At 26.9% G+C, this 17,762-nt stretch carries 14 protein-coding genes; 6 read left to right on the top strand and 8 right to left on the bottom strand.

Translation table 11 applies throughout. From position 1 onward, the window contains the following. Nucleotides 1-23: 23 nt before the first annotated feature. Nucleotides 24-1,859: an asparagine synthase (glutamine-hydrolyzing) gene (gene asnB, locus SOI86_RS04110; protein WP_320682330.1), complete on the top strand. Its 1,836-nt coding sequence runs from the start codon at nucleotides 24-26 to the stop codon at nucleotides 1,857-1,859. Between the two features lie 309 nt (nucleotides 1,860-2,168). Here asnB and SOI86_RS04105 read toward each other — a convergent pair whose 3' ends face one another. Continuing rightward, complete coding sequence (locus SOI86_RS04105) at nucleotides 2,169-2,687, bottom strand: adenine phosphoribosyltransferase (protein WP_320682329.1); 519 nt, start codon at nucleotides 2,685-2,687, stop codon at nucleotides 2,169-2,171. A 45-nt stretch (nucleotides 2,688-2,732) separates the two neighbouring features. Between SOI86_RS04105 and SOI86_RS04100 the strand changes: the two genes are divergently transcribed. Continuing rightward, the gene (locus SOI86_RS04100) at nucleotides 2,733-3,497 is read left to right on the top strand and encodes a 5'-methylthioadenosine/adenosylhomocysteine nucleosidase (protein WP_320682327.1); all 765 of its coding nucleotides are present in this window, start codon (nucleotides 2,733-2,735) and stop codon (nucleotides 3,495-3,497) included. 223 nt (nucleotides 3,498-3,720) lie between these two features. On the opposite strand, the gene SOI86_RS04095 is transcribed toward SOI86_RS04100, so the two are convergent. Continuing rightward, the gene (locus SOI86_RS04095; RefSeq protein ID WP_320682326.1) at nucleotides 3,721-4,653 is read right to left on the bottom strand and encodes a hypothetical protein; all 933 of its coding nucleotides are present in this window, start codon (nucleotides 4,651-4,653) and stop codon (nucleotides 3,721-3,723) included. Between the two features lie 40 nt (nucleotides 4,654-4,693). Continuing rightward, on the bottom strand, nucleotides 4,694-6,430 hold the full coding sequence (locus tag SOI86_RS04090; RefSeq protein WP_320682325.1) for an ABC transporter ATP-binding protein: 1,737 nt from the start codon (nucleotides 6,428-6,430) through the stop codon (nucleotides 4,694-4,696). Between the two features lie 628 nt (nucleotides 6,431-7,058). Between SOI86_RS04090 and SOI86_RS04085 the strand changes: the two genes are divergently transcribed. Beyond that, nucleotides 7,059-7,748 carry a class I SAM-dependent methyltransferase gene (locus SOI86_RS04085; protein ID WP_320682324.1) on the top strand — a complete coding sequence of 230 codons (690 nt, stop codon included), beginning with the start codon at nucleotides 7,059-7,061 and terminating at the stop codon, nucleotides 7,746-7,748. A 406-nt stretch (nucleotides 7,749-8,154) separates the two neighbouring features. On the opposite strand, the gene SOI86_RS04080 is transcribed toward SOI86_RS04085, so the two are convergent. The 4 genes from SOI86_RS04080 to SOI86_RS04065 all read right to left on the bottom strand — a co-directional run bounded on the left by SOI86_RS04080 (nucleotide 8,155) and on the right by SOI86_RS04065 (nucleotide 12,755). Continuing rightward, nucleotides 8,155-9,036, bottom strand: coding sequence for a class I SAM-dependent methyltransferase (locus SOI86_RS04080; RefSeq protein WP_320682323.1), 882 nt, complete (start codon nucleotides 9,034-9,036; stop codon nucleotides 8,155-8,157). A 107-nt stretch (nucleotides 9,037-9,143) separates the two neighbouring features. Continuing rightward, a complete protein-coding gene (locus SOI86_RS04075) occupies nucleotides 9,144-9,908 on the bottom strand; it encodes a TylF/MycF/NovP-related O-methyltransferase (protein WP_320682322.1) in 765 nt (254 codons plus the stop codon). 88 nt (nucleotides 9,909-9,996) lie between these two features. Continuing rightward, nucleotides 9,997-10,443, bottom strand: coding sequence for a dual specificity protein phosphatase (locus tag SOI86_RS04070; RefSeq protein ID WP_320682321.1), 447 nt, complete (start codon nucleotides 10,441-10,443; stop codon nucleotides 9,997-9,999). Between the two features lie 23 nt (nucleotides 10,444-10,466). Then, nucleotides 10,467-12,755, bottom strand: a complete 2,289-nt coding sequence (locus SOI86_RS04065) for a polysaccharide biosynthesis tyrosine autokinase (RefSeq protein WP_320682320.1) — start codon at nucleotides 12,753-12,755, stop codon at nucleotides 10,467-10,469. A gap of 152 nt (nucleotides 12,756-12,907) precedes the next feature. Between SOI86_RS04065 and SOI86_RS04060 the strand changes: the two genes are divergently transcribed. Both SOI86_RS04060 and SOI86_RS04055 read left to right on the top strand, forming a co-directional pair. Continuing rightward, on the top strand, nucleotides 12,908-14,023 hold the full coding sequence (locus SOI86_RS04060; protein ID WP_320682319.1) for an SLBB domain-containing protein: 1,116 nt from the start codon (nucleotides 12,908-12,910) through the stop codon (nucleotides 14,021-14,023). A 6-nt stretch (nucleotides 14,024-14,029) separates the two neighbouring features. Next, a complete protein-coding gene (locus SOI86_RS04055) occupies nucleotides 14,030-14,980 on the top strand; it encodes an MraY family glycosyltransferase (RefSeq protein WP_320682318.1) in 951 nt (316 codons plus the stop codon). Nucleotide 14,981: 1 nt separating this feature from the next. On the opposite strand, the gene SOI86_RS04050 is transcribed toward SOI86_RS04055, so the two are convergent. Beyond that, the gene (locus tag SOI86_RS04050; protein WP_320682317.1) at nucleotides 14,982-16,205 is read right to left on the bottom strand and encodes a hypothetical protein; all 1,224 of its coding nucleotides are present in this window, start codon (nucleotides 16,203-16,205) and stop codon (nucleotides 14,982-14,984) included. Nucleotides 16,206-16,389: 184 nt separating this feature from the next. On the opposite strand from SOI86_RS04050, the gene SOI86_RS04045 reads away from it, so the two are divergent. Further along, complete coding sequence (locus SOI86_RS04045) at nucleotides 16,390-17,580, top strand: hypothetical protein (RefSeq protein WP_320682316.1); 1,191 nt, start codon at nucleotides 16,390-16,392, stop codon at nucleotides 17,578-17,580. Nucleotides 17,581-17,762 lie beyond the last annotated feature (182 nt).

Here is a 17,762-nt window from a genome sequence, read left to right as displayed (position 1 = left end):
ATTAAAAAGTTCAGTAAATACTTATGTGTGGATTCTTAGTTTGCCTTGGTCCACCTGAAGTTCTCCCTGATAAGGGTAAATTCACAAATGCTCTTAATCTCCAGCATCATCGAGGCCCCGATGATGTTCAAGTCATTTCTATTGACGAAGGTTTGATGGGTTTTCGTCGACTGTCGATTATAGATATAAATCCTAGAAGTAATCAACCAATAATTTACAAAGATATTATTCTTGTTTTTAATGGTGAAATTTATAACTATTTAGAACTTGCTAAGCAATTAAATAATGAAGGATACTTTCTTAATACTAAAGGTGATTCTGAAGTATTAGCTGCTTGTATCCACGCTTGGGGAGCAGGTCAAGCTTTTAGTAGAGCTAGAGGTATGTGGGGAGCCGTTGCATTTAATTCAACTACCAAAGAAACTTTTGTTAGTCGAGATCGGCTTGGAATTAAACCATTGTGGTATGCCTCTTATAAAAACTTATCCATAATATCAAGCGAAATAAAAAGTATTCTCTTTTTAGCCCCATCACTCAAAGTCCCTAATCTGAGAACAATTGTGGATTACACATTGCATGGAATCTTAGATGAAAATGAAAGTACATTCTTCGATGGTGTTAAATCATTTCCCAAAGGTAAATATGCATCAATTGTTGGGTCTGGGGGGACAAGTGAATGGAAAGTTAATTCTTTTTGGGAAATTAAGAAAAAGTCTCCTCAAAACCCTGCTTCGATATGCAGTTTAGAAGAAGTGCTTGAAGAGTCCATAACTATACATTTTCGACGAGATGTGAAAATGGGTATTGCTTTGAGCGGAGGTATAGATTCGTCTATAATCGCAAGTCTTGCCAAGAATGATAATACGGTCAAGTTTTATAGTGTCGTTCCGCCAGACAGTGCTGATGAATCAAATTTAATCGACATGACAGTTTCTCAGTGGTCCTTGGATCATAAATATGTTGATTGCATGAAGTATGAATCTATGAAAACAATTGATTTGCTTCTTTCAAAGCTCGATCAGCCATTTAAAGCAGCACAAACTATTTACCAATATGCAATTAGAAAAGCAGCGGCAGAAGATGGTGTCAGAGTCTTTCTGATAGGAGATGGTGCTGATGAAGTATTTGGTGGTTATAAATTTTTTGTCCCTACATTGTTGTCGGAGTTAATTGTCAATTTTAAATTATTTCAAGCATTTGACTTTGCTAATCGACTTCAAAGATTCACTGGTAAAAGTAAACTTAGCCTAATCTTTGCCGCACTCAGGCAAATTATATTCAAATTAACTCCACGCTGGTTGTTTAAGTCCAATACTCAAAAAAAATACTTATTATCATCTTCACTTGAGAAGTTTGTTCGACCTGCTCCCTTACATGCTTTCATAAGCCTTAAAAATCATATGATTTATAGATTGCTTGTGAGTGGAATTCCCTACTGGTTGAGAGTTGAAGATGGAATCTCAATGTCTTGTTCCCTTGAAACAAGAGTCCCGTATCTTGATCATTTACTTGTAGAACGAGCATTACCTGAGCCGATAGATAAAATTTTTGCAAATGGCATGAATAAATCTACATTAAGAATTGCTTCATCAAGATTACTTCCTTATCATGTTAAGTCCCAAAAGCAAAAGCTTCAGCGTCCAGGTAATTCTCAAAGACTTGTATTCAAGGTTTTATACACTGATGCATTAAAAGTAATCTCGGAATGTGATGAGCTTTTTTCAAAATATGCTGTGGAACAGTTCAAAAGGGATAGAGCATTAGGTAAAAACGGGGCTTTTTGGTTCAGGGCTTTCTTAGTATCAAGATGGCATACTCTTAATTTTCCAAAGTCTGAAACTTTGGGGTTAAAAAATTAGATTTAAGTTTTAATTTTCATCATTAATTTAATATTGCATAATTTATAAATCACATTTTAAGAAAATACTAAAAAGAAAAAAATTAAGTTATTAATATAAGGATAAAGAAGTTTAATTCATAAAGATACTGAGAGCTTTTTAAAAAAATAGATATTACTTATATATTCTTAGACAATTCTTCCTTCCAAATTGCAGTTAAAGAGCTATTTATTCTATTCCTAATTTTAAACAAAAAAATATTAACCTCTTGAATCATATATGCTGGTTTAAAGGAGCTATTAATTTTAATAAATTAATAAAATTTTTAATTTAGTAAATCACTTGTGATTCGACAGGGAAGTTAAACTTAGATTTTGCATTTAAATCTTTAAGTTCTATAACTACTGATAATCCAGTTATTATTTTTCCTTTGGAATTTAAAATATCTGCAACACAATTTACTGTTCCACCTGTTGCTAACAAATCATCAATAATAAAAAATGTTTGATGCTGAGAAAGTGATTTCTCTTGAATTGATAATGAGTTTGAACCATACTCCAAATTATATGATTTACTTATGATTTCTCCTGGTAATTTTCCAGGCTTACGAGCGACAACCAGAGGCTTGGATAGGTGGAATGATATAGCAGCGCCAAAAATAAAACCTCTTGCATCTATAGCAATTATTGCATCGGAATTTCTAAGGAGATTACTAGAGGACATATCTTTGATTAAATTCGAAAAAATCTCGGGATTTCTTAGGATTGGTAGTACATCTCTAAAAATTATTCCTTCTTGAGGAAAGTCTCTGTATGAATCAATGGCTAATTTCAAATTATTATTTTCCATTAGTGATGAAATTATTCTATATTTAAAAGCATTGTACCTAAAAAGATGAAATCAATAAATATAGGCTTGCTTAGCGCAATGCCAGAGGAAATTGGTACTACAATTGATAATCTGGAAAATGTAACCTTAAATAAATATGGAGATTTAAAGATTTATTATGGAAAATTAAAGAAAAAAGTTCCAAACTACGAAGCTGTATATATAACTTTAGCTTGGAGCGGATGGGGGAAAGTAAGTGCTGCTAGAGCAATAACAAGAATATTATCTGGAACAAATAAAATAGATTTAATTGTTTTTACAGGTGTTGCTGGAGCAGCTAATAAAAGTCTAAGTCAATGGGATATTGTCATCGCGAACGAAGTAATTCAACATGATATGGATGCTCGACCAATTTTCGATAAATTTGTTTTACCACCACTAAAAAAGGCAAAATTAGAATCCGATAACTTTTTTAAAAATTGGATTTTTAGTTCATTAAAAAAGAGTCTTAATAATGGAAATTTATCTAGATTTGGTCATATAAAAAAGGGTTTAATTGCTACAGGAGATTCATTTATTTCTGAGGAGAGGGTAATAAAAAGACTTAAGGATGAACTACCGAATTTAGAAGCTATAGAAATGGAAGGTGGTGCAGTTGCTCAAGTCGCCGAACAAGAAGGAGTTCCTTGGGTAATTGTAAGAGTGATTTCAGATAGCGCCGATTCTAATTCGGAGATTGATTTTGATCAATTTCTTAAAGATTATGTTTTAAGTTCTTGGAAATTATTAGATTGTATTTTGCAAGATATCCCAACATTGCCGAATCATTAAATTTGCATTAGATCATAGTTTTTCCTCGAATCTAGATACATTGACTAATGAATTAATTCAATTTGGTTACATGGTAATAGATGAAAATCAAATTAATACTTTTTGTGGGCAAAGTTCCCTAAGAATTTATTTAATAGAATTAGATTTACGGTTAAAGTGAGCTTATTTAAATTTGAAAATAAACGATAATTTTTTTAAATTTTTTTTTCTTAAAAATCTATTTTCACTTAACAACTAGTTTAAGTATTTTAGATTTGAAAAATTTTTTGAATACTTTTAATAAAAGTATAATATTAAAGAAATTTGAAAAATTTAATAAATATATTGGTTCATAAGTTCCTCTATGATAAACCAAGTTATCTATTTCGTTATCTACATAGCTATATATTGGGTATTTTTTTAGAAACTGATCCGTACTTAAATTTAACTCATTAGTTAACATTGCTTGATTAACTGGACCTTCAATGAAACCCCCAAAGTGACCATTCCAATCTGTATATTCGAAATTAACTTCTTCCCATAAAGTCTTGCAAAATTGTAATTCTGATATAAATGGAGTATTACTGTAGTGATTAGTATTTATAAAATTTTTACTTATTTTTGAATTAAATATTCTTTCCATTTTTTTACTTTTCAAAATAGTTTCTAAATTAATTTTATTAGAGTAATATCCATAACTTTTATTTAAACGTATCATTTTTCCTCCATTCTCTATGCATTCATTTACTAATTGCCAATCTAATTTTTTATGAAACATGAAATCATGTTCCCATAATAAAAACCATTTACTACTGATATTTTTTAAACCAAGTTTAAATGTAATTGACGCAGATAATTGTGAAGGCATTTCAGAACTTGAAGCAGAAGTAATTAATTTGAAATTATATTTTTTCTTTAAACGTAAAAGATTCTTGTGATGATTAAGAGAAAAATTACAATCTATTTTTAAGTCATGAGCAATAATGAATTTTTTAATGCTTGTGTTTGAACAAATATTTTCAATTGTCTCTTCAATAAAGTTTATATTCTTAACGGCTTCAGATAAAGCTTTTATATTAGGGTCTATTTCAGGTATTTTTTTTGAGGCACTTGTAATAATTAAAACTTCTACTGATTTTGGATCTAATAAAGCAATCTTTGACTTGTTTTCATTCATCAATAAAGACAATATATTTATTACTATTTATAGCATTTTTTTAATTTTTTCCTAAATCTATTATGCGATCACATTTTTTTAGTGTACTCAATCTATGTGTTATTACAATAACTGTAATTGATGAATTTAAATTATCAATTGTTTGCATTATTGAAGCTTCTGTATCTTGATCAAGTGCGCTAGTTGCCTCATCAAGAATTAGTATATTTCCACCCTTGTATAATGCCCTTGCTATTCCAATTCTTTGTCTCTGGCCTCCACTTAGTTTTAATCCTCTCTCTCCAACATTTGTTGAAAATGCATCATCAATGTTTTTTATGAAATTTGATAATCTTGATAAATGAATTACTAACATTAATTTTTTCTTATCAATTTTCTCAAATGGCACACCAAATGCAATATTTTCTGCAATGCTTGAGTCTATTAAAAATATATCTTGGGGAACATGTGAAATATTTCTATACCAATCTTTCTTGAAATATTTATTATTTCTATGAAGGTCTATTCCATCTATTTCAATAATTCCTTGCGTTGGTTTTAAAAGACCCATTAATAAATCTGCTAAGGTGCTTTTACCTCCTCCCGATGGCCCAATAATTCCAATTCTATCTCCTTTGAAAATTTCTAAATTAAAGCTTTTTATTATTTTTCTTGAATTTTTCTTATAAGAGAAAGAAATATTTTTAAGAGTAATTTTGTTTTTAAATAAAAAGTCTTTTGATTTCTTTTTTTCTAAATATGGATTTTGATCAAGGAGTTTTAATAAATTAAGGACTGAATTTGTACTTGTTGTAATAATTACCCAAGAATTATATGCTTGTTGGAAAGAAGGAAGTAATCTTTGTATCCCTAATGCCATAGTTCCTAGTAAAGGAATTATATTTGCATTAAAATCGATAAATACTTTATAGATTAAGGCTATAAGAATGATAATAAATAAGCTTATTACTTCAAATATGTACTTTGGAGATCCTGCTATAAATTCACTTTTTGCAGCTAGAAATCTTATTGGTTGATCACTTTTGCTAAATAATTTAGAATAAAATTCTTGGCTATTATCTAGAATTATATCTTTTATTGAACCAAGTCCCTCTTGTAAGGATTTGGTTTGCTGATTAATTAATATTGCTCTAGATTCACTAACTTTGTTGAGTCTTATTTTAAAGTAGGCTCCTAGTATCAAATAAAGAGAGATCAATATTAATGATATTGATATTGAAAGAAACCAATTAATTATAAATAAACTATAAATTAAACCTGTTGAAATTATTATTGAAGTTATAAATAATATTATTGTCTTAATAACACTAACAGTTACATCAGTTTGAGTCACTATAGAAGATATAATCTCACTGCTATTTATTTCTATATGACGTCTATAAGGTTGATTAAGTGTAAGATTATAAGCCTTAGAACTAAATTCGCTCCCAATAGCCGCTGAAATAAAGTTGGCAGCATAAAGATTTATTAGTCTTAGAAAAGCTGCTATTGATATACAAAATAAAAAAATTATAGTAGAAAATAAAATTGGATTTAATGATTTTAATGGAGAAAATATTTCATAAAGAGGCTCAATTATTGCAATTGAATAATTACTTTCTGCATTAGAAAAAGCATTTAAAAAAGGTATTAATGAAGCTATAGAATAAATTTCTGCAATTCCACTAAGAAGTATTAGTCCAAATAGCAATATTAATTGTTTTTTTCTTCTTGAAGTTAAATGTTTCCAGATACTTTTAATTAGAATAATTTTGGAAATATCCTGATTGGGTTTCATTTTTTGATACCAAGAATTTATTTTTAGAAATTCACAAGTTTGATTTTTTTAATTTTCTAAAAATAACAAGCAAAACTTCTTTTAGATTACAAAAAATTATAAATAAACTCAATAATAATATAATAATTTAATATGGAATTAGGTAAAAAAACGTAAAAGGTATTAGACCATTTAATTACTAATACAAATTGCTTATTTAACAAAGCAAAAAAATAAGTTTAAAAATTATATTTTCTTCTATAAGATATTTATTTAATTTATATCGATAAATATTTTGAAAAATAATTTTGTAAATATAACAATTAGGGAAATATGATAATTATGAATAATATTTTGGTTGAATCAATTAATAATGATCTATCTGAGAAATAATTGCCTAGATTTTTCTTTCCTTAAAACTATCAAAAACTGTTTTTAATTCTTTTTATTAGAAAATATGCATTATTTGACTTTTTAAACTTAGATTAAGTATTAATTTATTCTAAATAAATAACAAATCATAGTTAAAAATTTTATTTAACTCCAAGAAATTTATTATGACTCAAAAATACTATTAATATTTAATTTTCATGCCTAAGCTAACTTTTAGAAAATTTATGGTATTTTATTCATAGGTTTAATTGATTTATTGAGAAAGATATTAAGAGTTTTGCTAAGAAAACTTTTTTTAATAAATTTAAGAGCTTCTAAAAGACTATCTAGAAATAATCTTATATCTTTTTTATTAACAGATTTAAATAGAATATCTAAAAAAAAAAGAAACCTAAAGGTCTTGTTTGTCGGAGCAGGTGGGGATTTAGAAGAATTTATTAGAAAATATTTTCATTTTAATTTGATAACAATAGATGTTGATATTAAACGTAATCCCGATTTTGTGATGTCAATATCAAATTTGGAGTTTAAAGATAATGAATTTGACTTGGTTTTTATGCTTGAGGTTTTAGAACACGTCGACCAACCTTTTAATGCATCCTCTGAGATTTTTAGAGTTTTGAAACCAGAAGGTATTTTATTATTGAGTACTCCTTTCACCTTTGGGATACATGATGCTCCTTATGATTTCTGGAGGTTTACTAAATATGGATTGATGAAACTTTTTGATAGGTTTGATGAATTAATTATTCAAGAACGAAGTGGCTTTTTATTAACTATATCTACTTTATTGGCGAGATTAATTATCTGCAAAAATCCCTTTCATAAGATGATAGGCTGTTTTTTTAGTCTAATTTTTTATACTTTAATTCCTTTAATAAATATTTTAGATAATTGTCTTCCAAAGCTAATCACCACTGGATACTACTTAAAAGCAAAAAAATAGGAAAATAAGTTATAGTTTATTTTATATATATTTAATATATTTCTCAGTCTAAAAACTTTAAATTAAATATTTTTGTACTTAATGATAAATACCGGAAATTTTTAAATAATCAATTATACATTTTTCATCTTTCTTTAAGCTTTAGGTTAAGCTTGACATTCAAAATTTTTTAAAGTTTTTAATTCTAAATTTGAAAAATTAGTTATTTATTTAAACTTTTAGAATGGTTTTATATATGGTTTTTATTCTACGCTAAATTAATAAAACTATCATAAATAGTCAATAATCAAAATAATTCAACAATTTCTGATATTTTAATTTATCAGGATTTTGATTTTTTAAACTAAATTAAAAATTATTATTTCTTTAAAGGATTATGTTAAAGGATAATTTACCATTCTTTAAGTTACTTTTTTATTAAATAAATTGTAGTTGTCTCAAGTATTTTTATATATTCTCCTAGCACTATCCTAATTAAATTTATTGGTTTATAAAAAAACATAAATTTATAAGCTGGTTTAAAACCTGCCCTAGAATAAGAGATCCTTAGGGAAGATTGCGTAAATCCATTTAGATGAGCGTAGGGAGTAAGGGTATGCATAGATTTATCATTAAAAGGCCATGATTTATATAAAGTTTTACCTTCTTTGCACTTAGCTAAATTTGGGACTCTTATTCTAACAACCGTTTTGGTATTAGATAAATAGTTTAACTCTTTTAAAACTCCCAAAGGATTTGGGAGATGTTCCAAAACTTGCTCTATGTTTATTAAATCAATTTGTTTCTGAGCAATATCTTTTAAATTATTAATAAAGTTTATATCATGATTATTGATTTCTTTTGATTTCGCTAATCTATTTGATGAAGGTTCATAGGCAAAAACTATGAAATTAATATCTTTGGCAATGCTAGTCCAAAGCCCAAATCCTGATCCATAGTCCAATAGCGTTGGATTAATCTTTTTTATAAATTTTTTTAGGTCAATTAGTTCTCTTTTAATATATTTTGATGCTTTACTTTTTTGTGTTTTTAAAAGTTTCTTCCTTTCTGGAACATGTTTATCATACATATTAATTAATTCTCTATCATTAGGTTTCCATGCATACCAATGGTGGGAACAATTACTGCATCTTAAGATCTTTACTTTAGAAAAATCAGGTGTTATTTCTTCTAAATATCCTTTATATTTTTTATTTGAGAGATTTATAAATCTTCCTTGATTTGATTCATCTAGTTTGATTACAGTTTCATATTCATTATGGCTGCAAATTGGACATCCTTTTTTCATAATAAATTGAATATTTTTTCTTATTTAGATTTAAAAAAAGAATTTGATTAATATACTACGGAATTAGTTTAATTGATTTATTATTGAAGGCTAAACATTTATTAATTTTATTTCTTAACCATAAAACATTTACCTGAATGATCATATTCTAAAACTTTTGCGGGATCTAAATTTTGAGATAATAAAAATTTATCAATGGCTTTTTTGCTACCAGGAAACTTTTTTAATGTTTCATTATCATATTCGTCAAATAGAATTAAACCTCCTGAGTTTACTAATGGATATAGGAAATTAAGACACGTTAGGTAAGAATTATATAGATCTACATCTAAATGAAGATAACTAATTCCTTTAAAACTTTTGATTTTATTATATATCTCTTTATTAAAAGTTTTTTCAAAAAAGCCTTTTTCAATATGAATTCTTTTTGATATATTCTTTTTATATTTTTTTATGTCAATTCTTTTTGTGCTAGAAGCAGATAATACTTCTATTAGATGATCAGGATCTATGTAGTTCCATTGACTTTTCCGTGCTTTTTCAGATCCACTCAGATCTTCTCCAGAGGGGGTAGGAAAACCCTCGAAACTATCGAATAAAAGGAAATCTCGATTATCATTATGCATTCGCAATATTGATTCCATTATTAGAGCAGATCTTCCATATCCCACACCGCATTCAACAAAACATCCTGGAATTTTTGCGCTTAATATATAAGCGGGATAAAATCTGTTGATAATGTGGCTAACATTTTTTTCTGATAGAGATAGTTTTTTACTGGTCCAAGTACAGTAAATTTTGCCAAATAAAGTAGTATTTATCCTAAAACTAGGGAAAAATTTATTTTTTAAATTACGAATTAAATTCTTCATTTAAATACTTTATTTAACATTATAAAATAACTCAATAGACATTACATATAATTTCTTTTTTCCTAAATTGGGTTAATTAGTTACAAAATTAATTAATTTTATTCAATAATGATAGTTGTCCAGCCAAAGGGGAAGTCCCTTTATGAACCTGCATCATATAATCCAAGGCCTCCACTGGACTTAATTTATGCTTTTTTACTAACCAAGACATGCAAATTAAAGGCGATCTCTCCATTGCGGCTACACAATGAACAAAAACCGGACCTTTTTGAATAAGTTCTTCAAGATATAGTAGGGTTTCATTTATTTCATCGATTTTTGGCAATCTTCCACTTCTATGATCAGGTAGGACATATCTTTTCGCTATGAAAAACCTATTTAAATCTAATTTAGTTAATGATTCTTTAATACTACATAAACTTAAAATAGCAATAATACCTTCGTTTTTTAATAATTGAATATGTGATTCCTTTGTAGGAGCTTTTCCAATAGCCAATTCATTAACTAATACCCAATCTACTTTAAAAGAACTCATGAAATTTAGTTTGAACTAGATAATTATTTATCCAGCCATTCTAAAGCTTTTAAGACATAATGTTTTAATATTTGAAAACTATCTTGTAAAACTTTTTTAAACATTTTATTTTTAAAATTAACTTTTATTTTCTTTGATTTTTCTTTTGGACTAATATTCTTTTCCTCATTCAATTCTGCATAGCTTGAATAACTTTCATATCCACCTTTATATCCACTAATGGAATTCTCGATATCTATTTTGGGATCAAGCACATTAGAAATTACTCCTAATAAATTTAAATTATAAGAATTTATTAACTTAATACTTTCTGGAGGTAATTTTCTACTTACATAACCCAAACTTACAAGAAGAATAATTCCATCTAAATAATTTGCAAAAATTGCTGAATCAGATAATCCAAGAATTGGAGTAGAGTCATAAAGAACAAAATCATAATTATTACTTTCTTTAATTTCTTTTATTATGGATTTCATTTTTTCAGATCCTAATATCCTTAATGGGTCGGGTGGCTTAACTCCTGATGTTATAACATCAATTTTGGTGGTTTCAATTTGAATATTTTGAATAACATCTTTTAACTCAATATTGGCGTCTGTAATAAGATTTGAAAGCCCTCTTAAATTATTTATATCTAATCTCTGGTGTAATTGAGGTTTTCTTAAATCTGCATCGATCAGTAAAACTTTTTTGCCCATCTCTGCAATTGTTTTTGCGAGAAGTATATTTGTAAGTGATTTCCCCTCTCCTGGAATAGAACTTGTTATTAAAAAGGAATTTATTTTTTTATCAGTATTTAGAAACCTTATTGAAGTAGAAAGACTTCTAAATGCTTCCTGCGCGAAAAACCTTCTTAGTTCCTCCCCTTTATCTGAGCTTTCTTTTATTACTTCTTTTAGAAAAATTTTCTTATCGCTTCTAACATCTTTATATTGATATAGATAAGGTAGTTGAGCTAGTAAAGGTATATTATTCAAATATTGATTTAATTCTTCAAGTTTTTTAATGGTGGCATCTTGTTGGTCACGTAATAATCCTAATAATACTCCTGAAATTAAAGATAAAAATCCTCCAAAGAAAAGATATTTTATAATGGAGGGTTTAAAAGGTGTTTTGCTAATTTCTGGAGCTTTAATTATTCTCCAAGGAACACTATTTTGAGCAACACCTAATTGGAACGCTTCAATAGTTCTCTGAATCCCAGCAAGATTTTCTCCCGCAACTTCAACTTTTGCCAATAAATCATTATATTTAGTAATTACTTCTGGAAGATTTAGAAGTTTTTTTTGCAATAAATCTAATGTCTTATTTGTATTTAAAATCTCTTCTTTATTAGAGTTAATCGCAATATCCATTGATTCTAATTGTTTTTCTTTAAGAAGGGGGCTTAAATTATCTATTCTTTTTTTTATTCCTTTAATGATTTTAGATGAAGAAGTGAATTTCGTTTTTGCTCGAGCTAGTTCATTTTCTAATTTGATCATTTCATCTAATAAAGATTGGTTCCCATCCCCTAAAATAAAAGAATTATCTTTTGAGAATTGATTAGTTTTAATTAAACCCTTAGCAAAAAGTTTGCCTTCCGCTATAGCCTTTTTTGAGTTTTCTAGACTTTTCTTTTCAATATTAAGATTATCTATAAGATTAATTAATTTAAGTTCTTTTTCTTTAAGGATGGCAGCCTCTTTGAGAGGTTCAATAACGGACTTTTCTTCCATGAAAAGGGATAGCTTATTTTGGGAAGAATTTAGTATTTGCTCTGCTTTTTTATATTCTTCATTAAGGAATAACAAACCATCAGTAAATTTTCTTTGCCTTTCTTGTAAAGCTATATTAAGGTATTTTTTACTGATTGCTTGCAGTATAAGCTCTCCTTTTTTAGGATCTTTAGAAAAGAAAGTTATATCTAATACCCCATCAGTTAGTCTTGATCCAACTTTTTTTCTCTCAATCTTTATATTATCCTGAATATCATCAACTTTTTTATTAAATTCAAGTGCGATACTTTGTAATACTGAAGGACTTTTTAAGTATCCTATTAGTGTTGGGATGTCATTTTCTGATTTTCCCGTTGCAATAATAGCTAATTGATTTAAGCCATTACTAGATTTTGCATCATCAATTGGGTCGCTTATAAGCAAGCTGAAAGTTCCTTTATAAGTTGGATTGGTGATTCGTTTTTGAAATGTATATAAGCAAACCCAGAAAAATAAAAAACCTGATATGTATATAATTAATCTTTTTCTTCTTAAAATACTCCTCCCCAGTTCTGAAAGATCAACATAGTTTTCTTGATTATTATTGTTATTCATTTTTAAGCTTTGTTTTCTTCTGTTACTTTTTTTTCAAATTCAAAACTAATAATAAATATTTTATAGAAATTATTTTTACCGATTGGTGATTTGTAAAAGAAAAGTATAATTTCTTATTTTATTATATCATTATTAAGAATCATATTAATTTTTTGGCTATTAAACTTAGAGGGTTTTTATTTAATCTTGCTTTATTTTTAAGTGCGTCTAATAACTTAGCTTTAATACCTTTAAATGCGCAAATTATCGTTAAAAATAAACAGCCCATTATAAATCAAAACCTAGAAATTTCAAACAATTCATTAATACAAGAAAATATCAATAATAAATTTGATGACTATTACATTTTAGGTCCTGGCGATATATTATTCCTAACTATTTTTGATATGCCTGAATTATCTGGGACTTATCCGATTTTTAATGATGGAAAGGCTCAAATGCCTTTTATAGGAAATGTTGATTTAACAAATTTATCATTAATACAAGCTACGGAAAAATTATCAAAATTATTTGCAAATGAATTATTAAGACCAGAAATATTTTTAACAGTTAAACAACCTCGCCCAATAAAGGTTTCAATAATTGGAGAAGTTAATACACCTGGGTTGTATATCATGGAAAATAAAAAAGAAAAAGAAATAAATTACTTCCCGAATCTTGTTGATGCAATACAATTGGCTGGTGGTATAACAAATAATACTAATCTCAAAGAAATAACATTAATAAGAAAAATACCTGGAGAAAAAAAAGAATTAAAAAAAGCTAAATTAAATTTTATCGACTTAATCAAAAAAGGAGATCAATCTCAAAATCCTTATTTATTTGATGGGGATATAATAAAGCTCGAAAAGGCTGAAGAAGATTATTCTAAGAATACTTTTGACGCTGTAGCTTTAAATCTTTCGCCATCATTTATTAAAATTACAGTTGTCGGAGAGGTTAATAACCCGGGTCTAATTAAAATACCCCCCAATACTCCATTAATTCAAGCTGTTATGATTGCAGGAGATGCAAAAGATTTTATTGCAAATAGGTCAAATGTAGAACTAATTAGGATTAATAGAAACGGATCTATAACTAGAGATAATTATAATGTAAATAGAAAAGGCAATATTTCTAAAGGGAAGAACCCTCTACTAAAAAATGGAGATATTATTAAAGTCAAAAAAAGTAAGTCTTCATCATTTGCTGCAGGTCTAAATAGTATTACCGCTCCAGTTAAACCTCTTATTGATGTAATGACACTTTATAAACTTTTTGGTGACTAAAAAATTATGTATATCTATTTTTTCGCTTTATCATTTATAAGTTCATTTATATCTTTGCCATTTGTAAAAAGTATTGGTCACGATTTAAATATTATTGATATACCAAACAAAAGGAAGCAACACAAAATTAAGCTCACTAGATTTGGTGGAATCTCTATATTTTTTGGATTGTTTTTACCATTAATTATTAAATATATTTTGGATATTGATATTATTGATTTTCAGAATGAAAAATTCTTGTTGCCTTTTATTGTATCTATAAGTGCTTTTTTTTGCTTAGGTATTGTTGAAGATATTTATGTATTAAAGCCTTTAGTAAAGCTTATTTTTCAAATTTTAATTGCGATGTATTCTTTTTTTAATGGAATAAGAATACATAATATTGATATTTCTTTCTTAGGTTTAACTTCAAACACTATTGATTTTGGCGTGATATTAAGCTTTATAATTACACTAATATGGATAGTAGGGATTACAAATGCATTTAATTGGCTTGATGGCTTAGATGGCTTACTATCAGGCATAACCATAATATATTGTTTGGCTTTAATATTTCTCAATAAAGATGTGAATTTGTTTTTAAGTTTTATTTCCCTTTCTTTAATAGGTTCATGTATTGGATTCCTTCGGTATAATTTCTACCCAGCAAAAATGCTTATGGGTGACTCGGGCTCATTTTTATTAGGATCATTTTTAGGATTATCATCCTTAATTGTTTTTGGTAATAATGTAGACAAAACTTCATTGAATTTGCCCATTTTATTTTATTTATATCCGATAGCTGATATGGTTTCGGTTTTAATTTCAAGATTAAGCAAAGGAAATTCGCTTTTGCTCCCTGATAGGTCTCATTTACACTACAGATTAAATGATTTAGGTTTTTCTCATAAAAAAACAGTTTTATTTGTTTACGCAATAACTATTTTAAGTGTTTCTCTTTTTATCTTTATGATTTAATTTACAGTTCTATTTTAGATAATATTTCTTTTGAGATAATTCGATTACCTATAGCATTTGGATGCCTAGCATCTTTATAAACTTTTGTAGAATTACCAACAAGGATATTACTTATATCAAAACAAAAATCTCTCTCTGCACATTCCTTTCGTAATTCTTTATAAAGCAGGTTCATGCTAAAAATATATTTTTCTTTTTTTGAAATTTGTGCAATCACTTTTGGATCTTCATATGGGAAGTTTTTCTTGAGGTATTCGTAAATAGATTTTTCAGAAAATATTAAATCATTTATATTCTCAACATATATTGTTGGTTGAAGAAATAAGTAATAATTTCGATTCATTTTTTTTGCTAAAAGGTTAATACTTTCATGATTGGAAATAAAAATATTACTCGCTCTTTTTATACTAGTGATATTTGCATTTTTATATTTAATAAAATCTTCTTCATTGATTTTTAGATGAGTGATTTTAGAATTTGAGTTTATTATCTTTTTTGCCTGAATATAATTTATAAATCTTCTAATATTTGATTTATAGTTAACGTCAAAGCAAATAAAATTGCATTTTAAAAATTTATTATTACCAAATATTATTTTGTTTCCTCTGTAGCCGTTTTCACCCTTCGTATAAATATCTGATTGATATATATTTTTATCATCTTTAAGATAATTATTTCTAATAAAATAGTATTCATTTATTCCACTTAAACTCAGAATGATATCTGGGTTAACAATTTTACTGCTTTTAATAAAGCTTATTAATTCTTGAGATGAATTAAAACCACCTTGAGCATAGTTATGAATTTCACTAGATATATTTTTTTTTAAAAAAAGTTTTCCTAGTTGTAGAGTCCAGTTACCATCTATTCCTGAATACATAAATCCTAGAGGATCCGAAGTTGAACCACCAAGAGTTAATAACTTTATATTCTTTTTAGAGTTGCTTTTCTTAAAAGATTTAATTGATCTTTGATCATTTATTTCGTCATATATTTTGTATTTTGATAGCAATAATTTTGATTTGTTATCTAGTATCCTTTTGTGTCCAGTAGTACCGCTTATTTGAAATTGAAGCTTCCCTGGAATAATATTTCTTTCTTTATTATAGTTTCTTATAAGTATGCATATGCCTAACAAAATTTCTATAGCAAATATTAAAGTAGTGAATACTAAAACATTAATAGTTATAGTTTTTCTAATCGAATTTAATATTTTATTTGACATGAAATTTTAAAAAGAATTGACTCACAATTCCTAAACGATGAAAATAAATTGCTTATAAATTATTAAGTAATTAAAATAATAATATTGTTTGATGAGTTTAATCAGGATACTTGTTATGAAAATGATACATAGCAATCATAATATTTTTAAAGAATTTCTTAGACCCTTTTTGGCAAACTTTTTTATGAGAAAAATATATTATTTTATAGGAAGGCTATACTCAAATTCTTCTTACAAAAAAGCAATAAAATTATGCTCAAAATCAGAAGATGTGTTTTTTGGTTATTTTGATTATGATCCATTTAATACTGAAAGAAAATTACACTTAGCACATAAAAGAAGGCTAGCCACTAAAAACTCTCCAGAAAGTTTAGTTTTAGATATTGGTTATTTCGATTTAAAAAATAAAAAAGAATTTTTTAAAATAGCATCTTCCTCCTGTTGGTCTTGGCAGCAGGGATCAAGATTAAGATGGCATCCTCAGGAGAAGTTTAATTTAGTTTTTAATTCTTTGAATAATGAAAATATATTATCAACATGTATTATCAATATTGATAGCAAAGAAAAGATATTTTATCCTTATCCATTTTTTGAGATTTCCCCTGATTCTAAAAAAATTTATACTTTATCATTTACAGAATTAGAAAAAAAGAGACCTGGATATGGATATGGTCATTCAAAAAATATTGAAGAAATTAAAGACCCTCTTGTTGGCGATGGTTGCCAAAATATTTATGAATACGATATAGATACAAGAAAGTTAAGGATATTGATTTCATTATCAGATCTAAGAAGGTTGGGTTTTATAAAAAGGGAAATTAGTGAAAAAGATTATATTAACCATATAGGATCCTCAAAAACTGGAAAATGGATAAGTTTCTATCATTTATCAGAGATCAATAATATTAGATCTAATGATTTGTACATTATTAGTAAATCTGGGAATGTAATAAAGAAAATTACTAAGACTCCAACTGCGTCTCATTTTTCATGGATTGACGATAGATATATATCAATATTTTGTTTGGGTAAAATATCTAAATTATTTACTTACCATATATTTGATATAGAAAGAGATTCGGAAATTTTATTAGATGCTAATAGATCAAATAAACTTTTGTATAAGGATGGTCATCAAACTCATTTAGATAAATTCGATATAATATCCGATACTTATCCTGACATTTTTAGAATTCAGAAATTATATAGCTTTAATAATAGGAAGATTAAAACAATAGCAAATTTGTCTTCACCAATGAGATATACAAAAGAATTCAGATGTGACTTACATCCAAGACTTATAAAATCAGATAATTTAATTTCAGTAGACTCAACTCATAATAAAAAAAGGGAAATACTTCTATTTAATTTATAGTTTTTAAGTCCTATTACTTAGATAGAAATAAATTTAAAAGAAGAAGTTTTTAAAGATTTTTTAATTCATGAAAATTCATAACTATTTTTTTTATTAACCAGAAAAAAATGCAATGATAAATAATTCATATAATTTATAATAATATTATTATGCTTTGATTCAGTCTAACTATATGGAAAGAA

It is taken from the genome of Prochlorococcus sp. MIT 1314 (assembly GCF_034093315.1).
GTDB lineage: Bacteria > Cyanobacteriota > Cyanobacteriia > PCC-6307 > Cyanobiaceae > Prochlorococcus_A > Prochlorococcus_A marinus_Y.
Note: the sequence above shows the minus strand (reverse complement) of the source record. Positions and strands in the feature narration are given on the sequence as shown.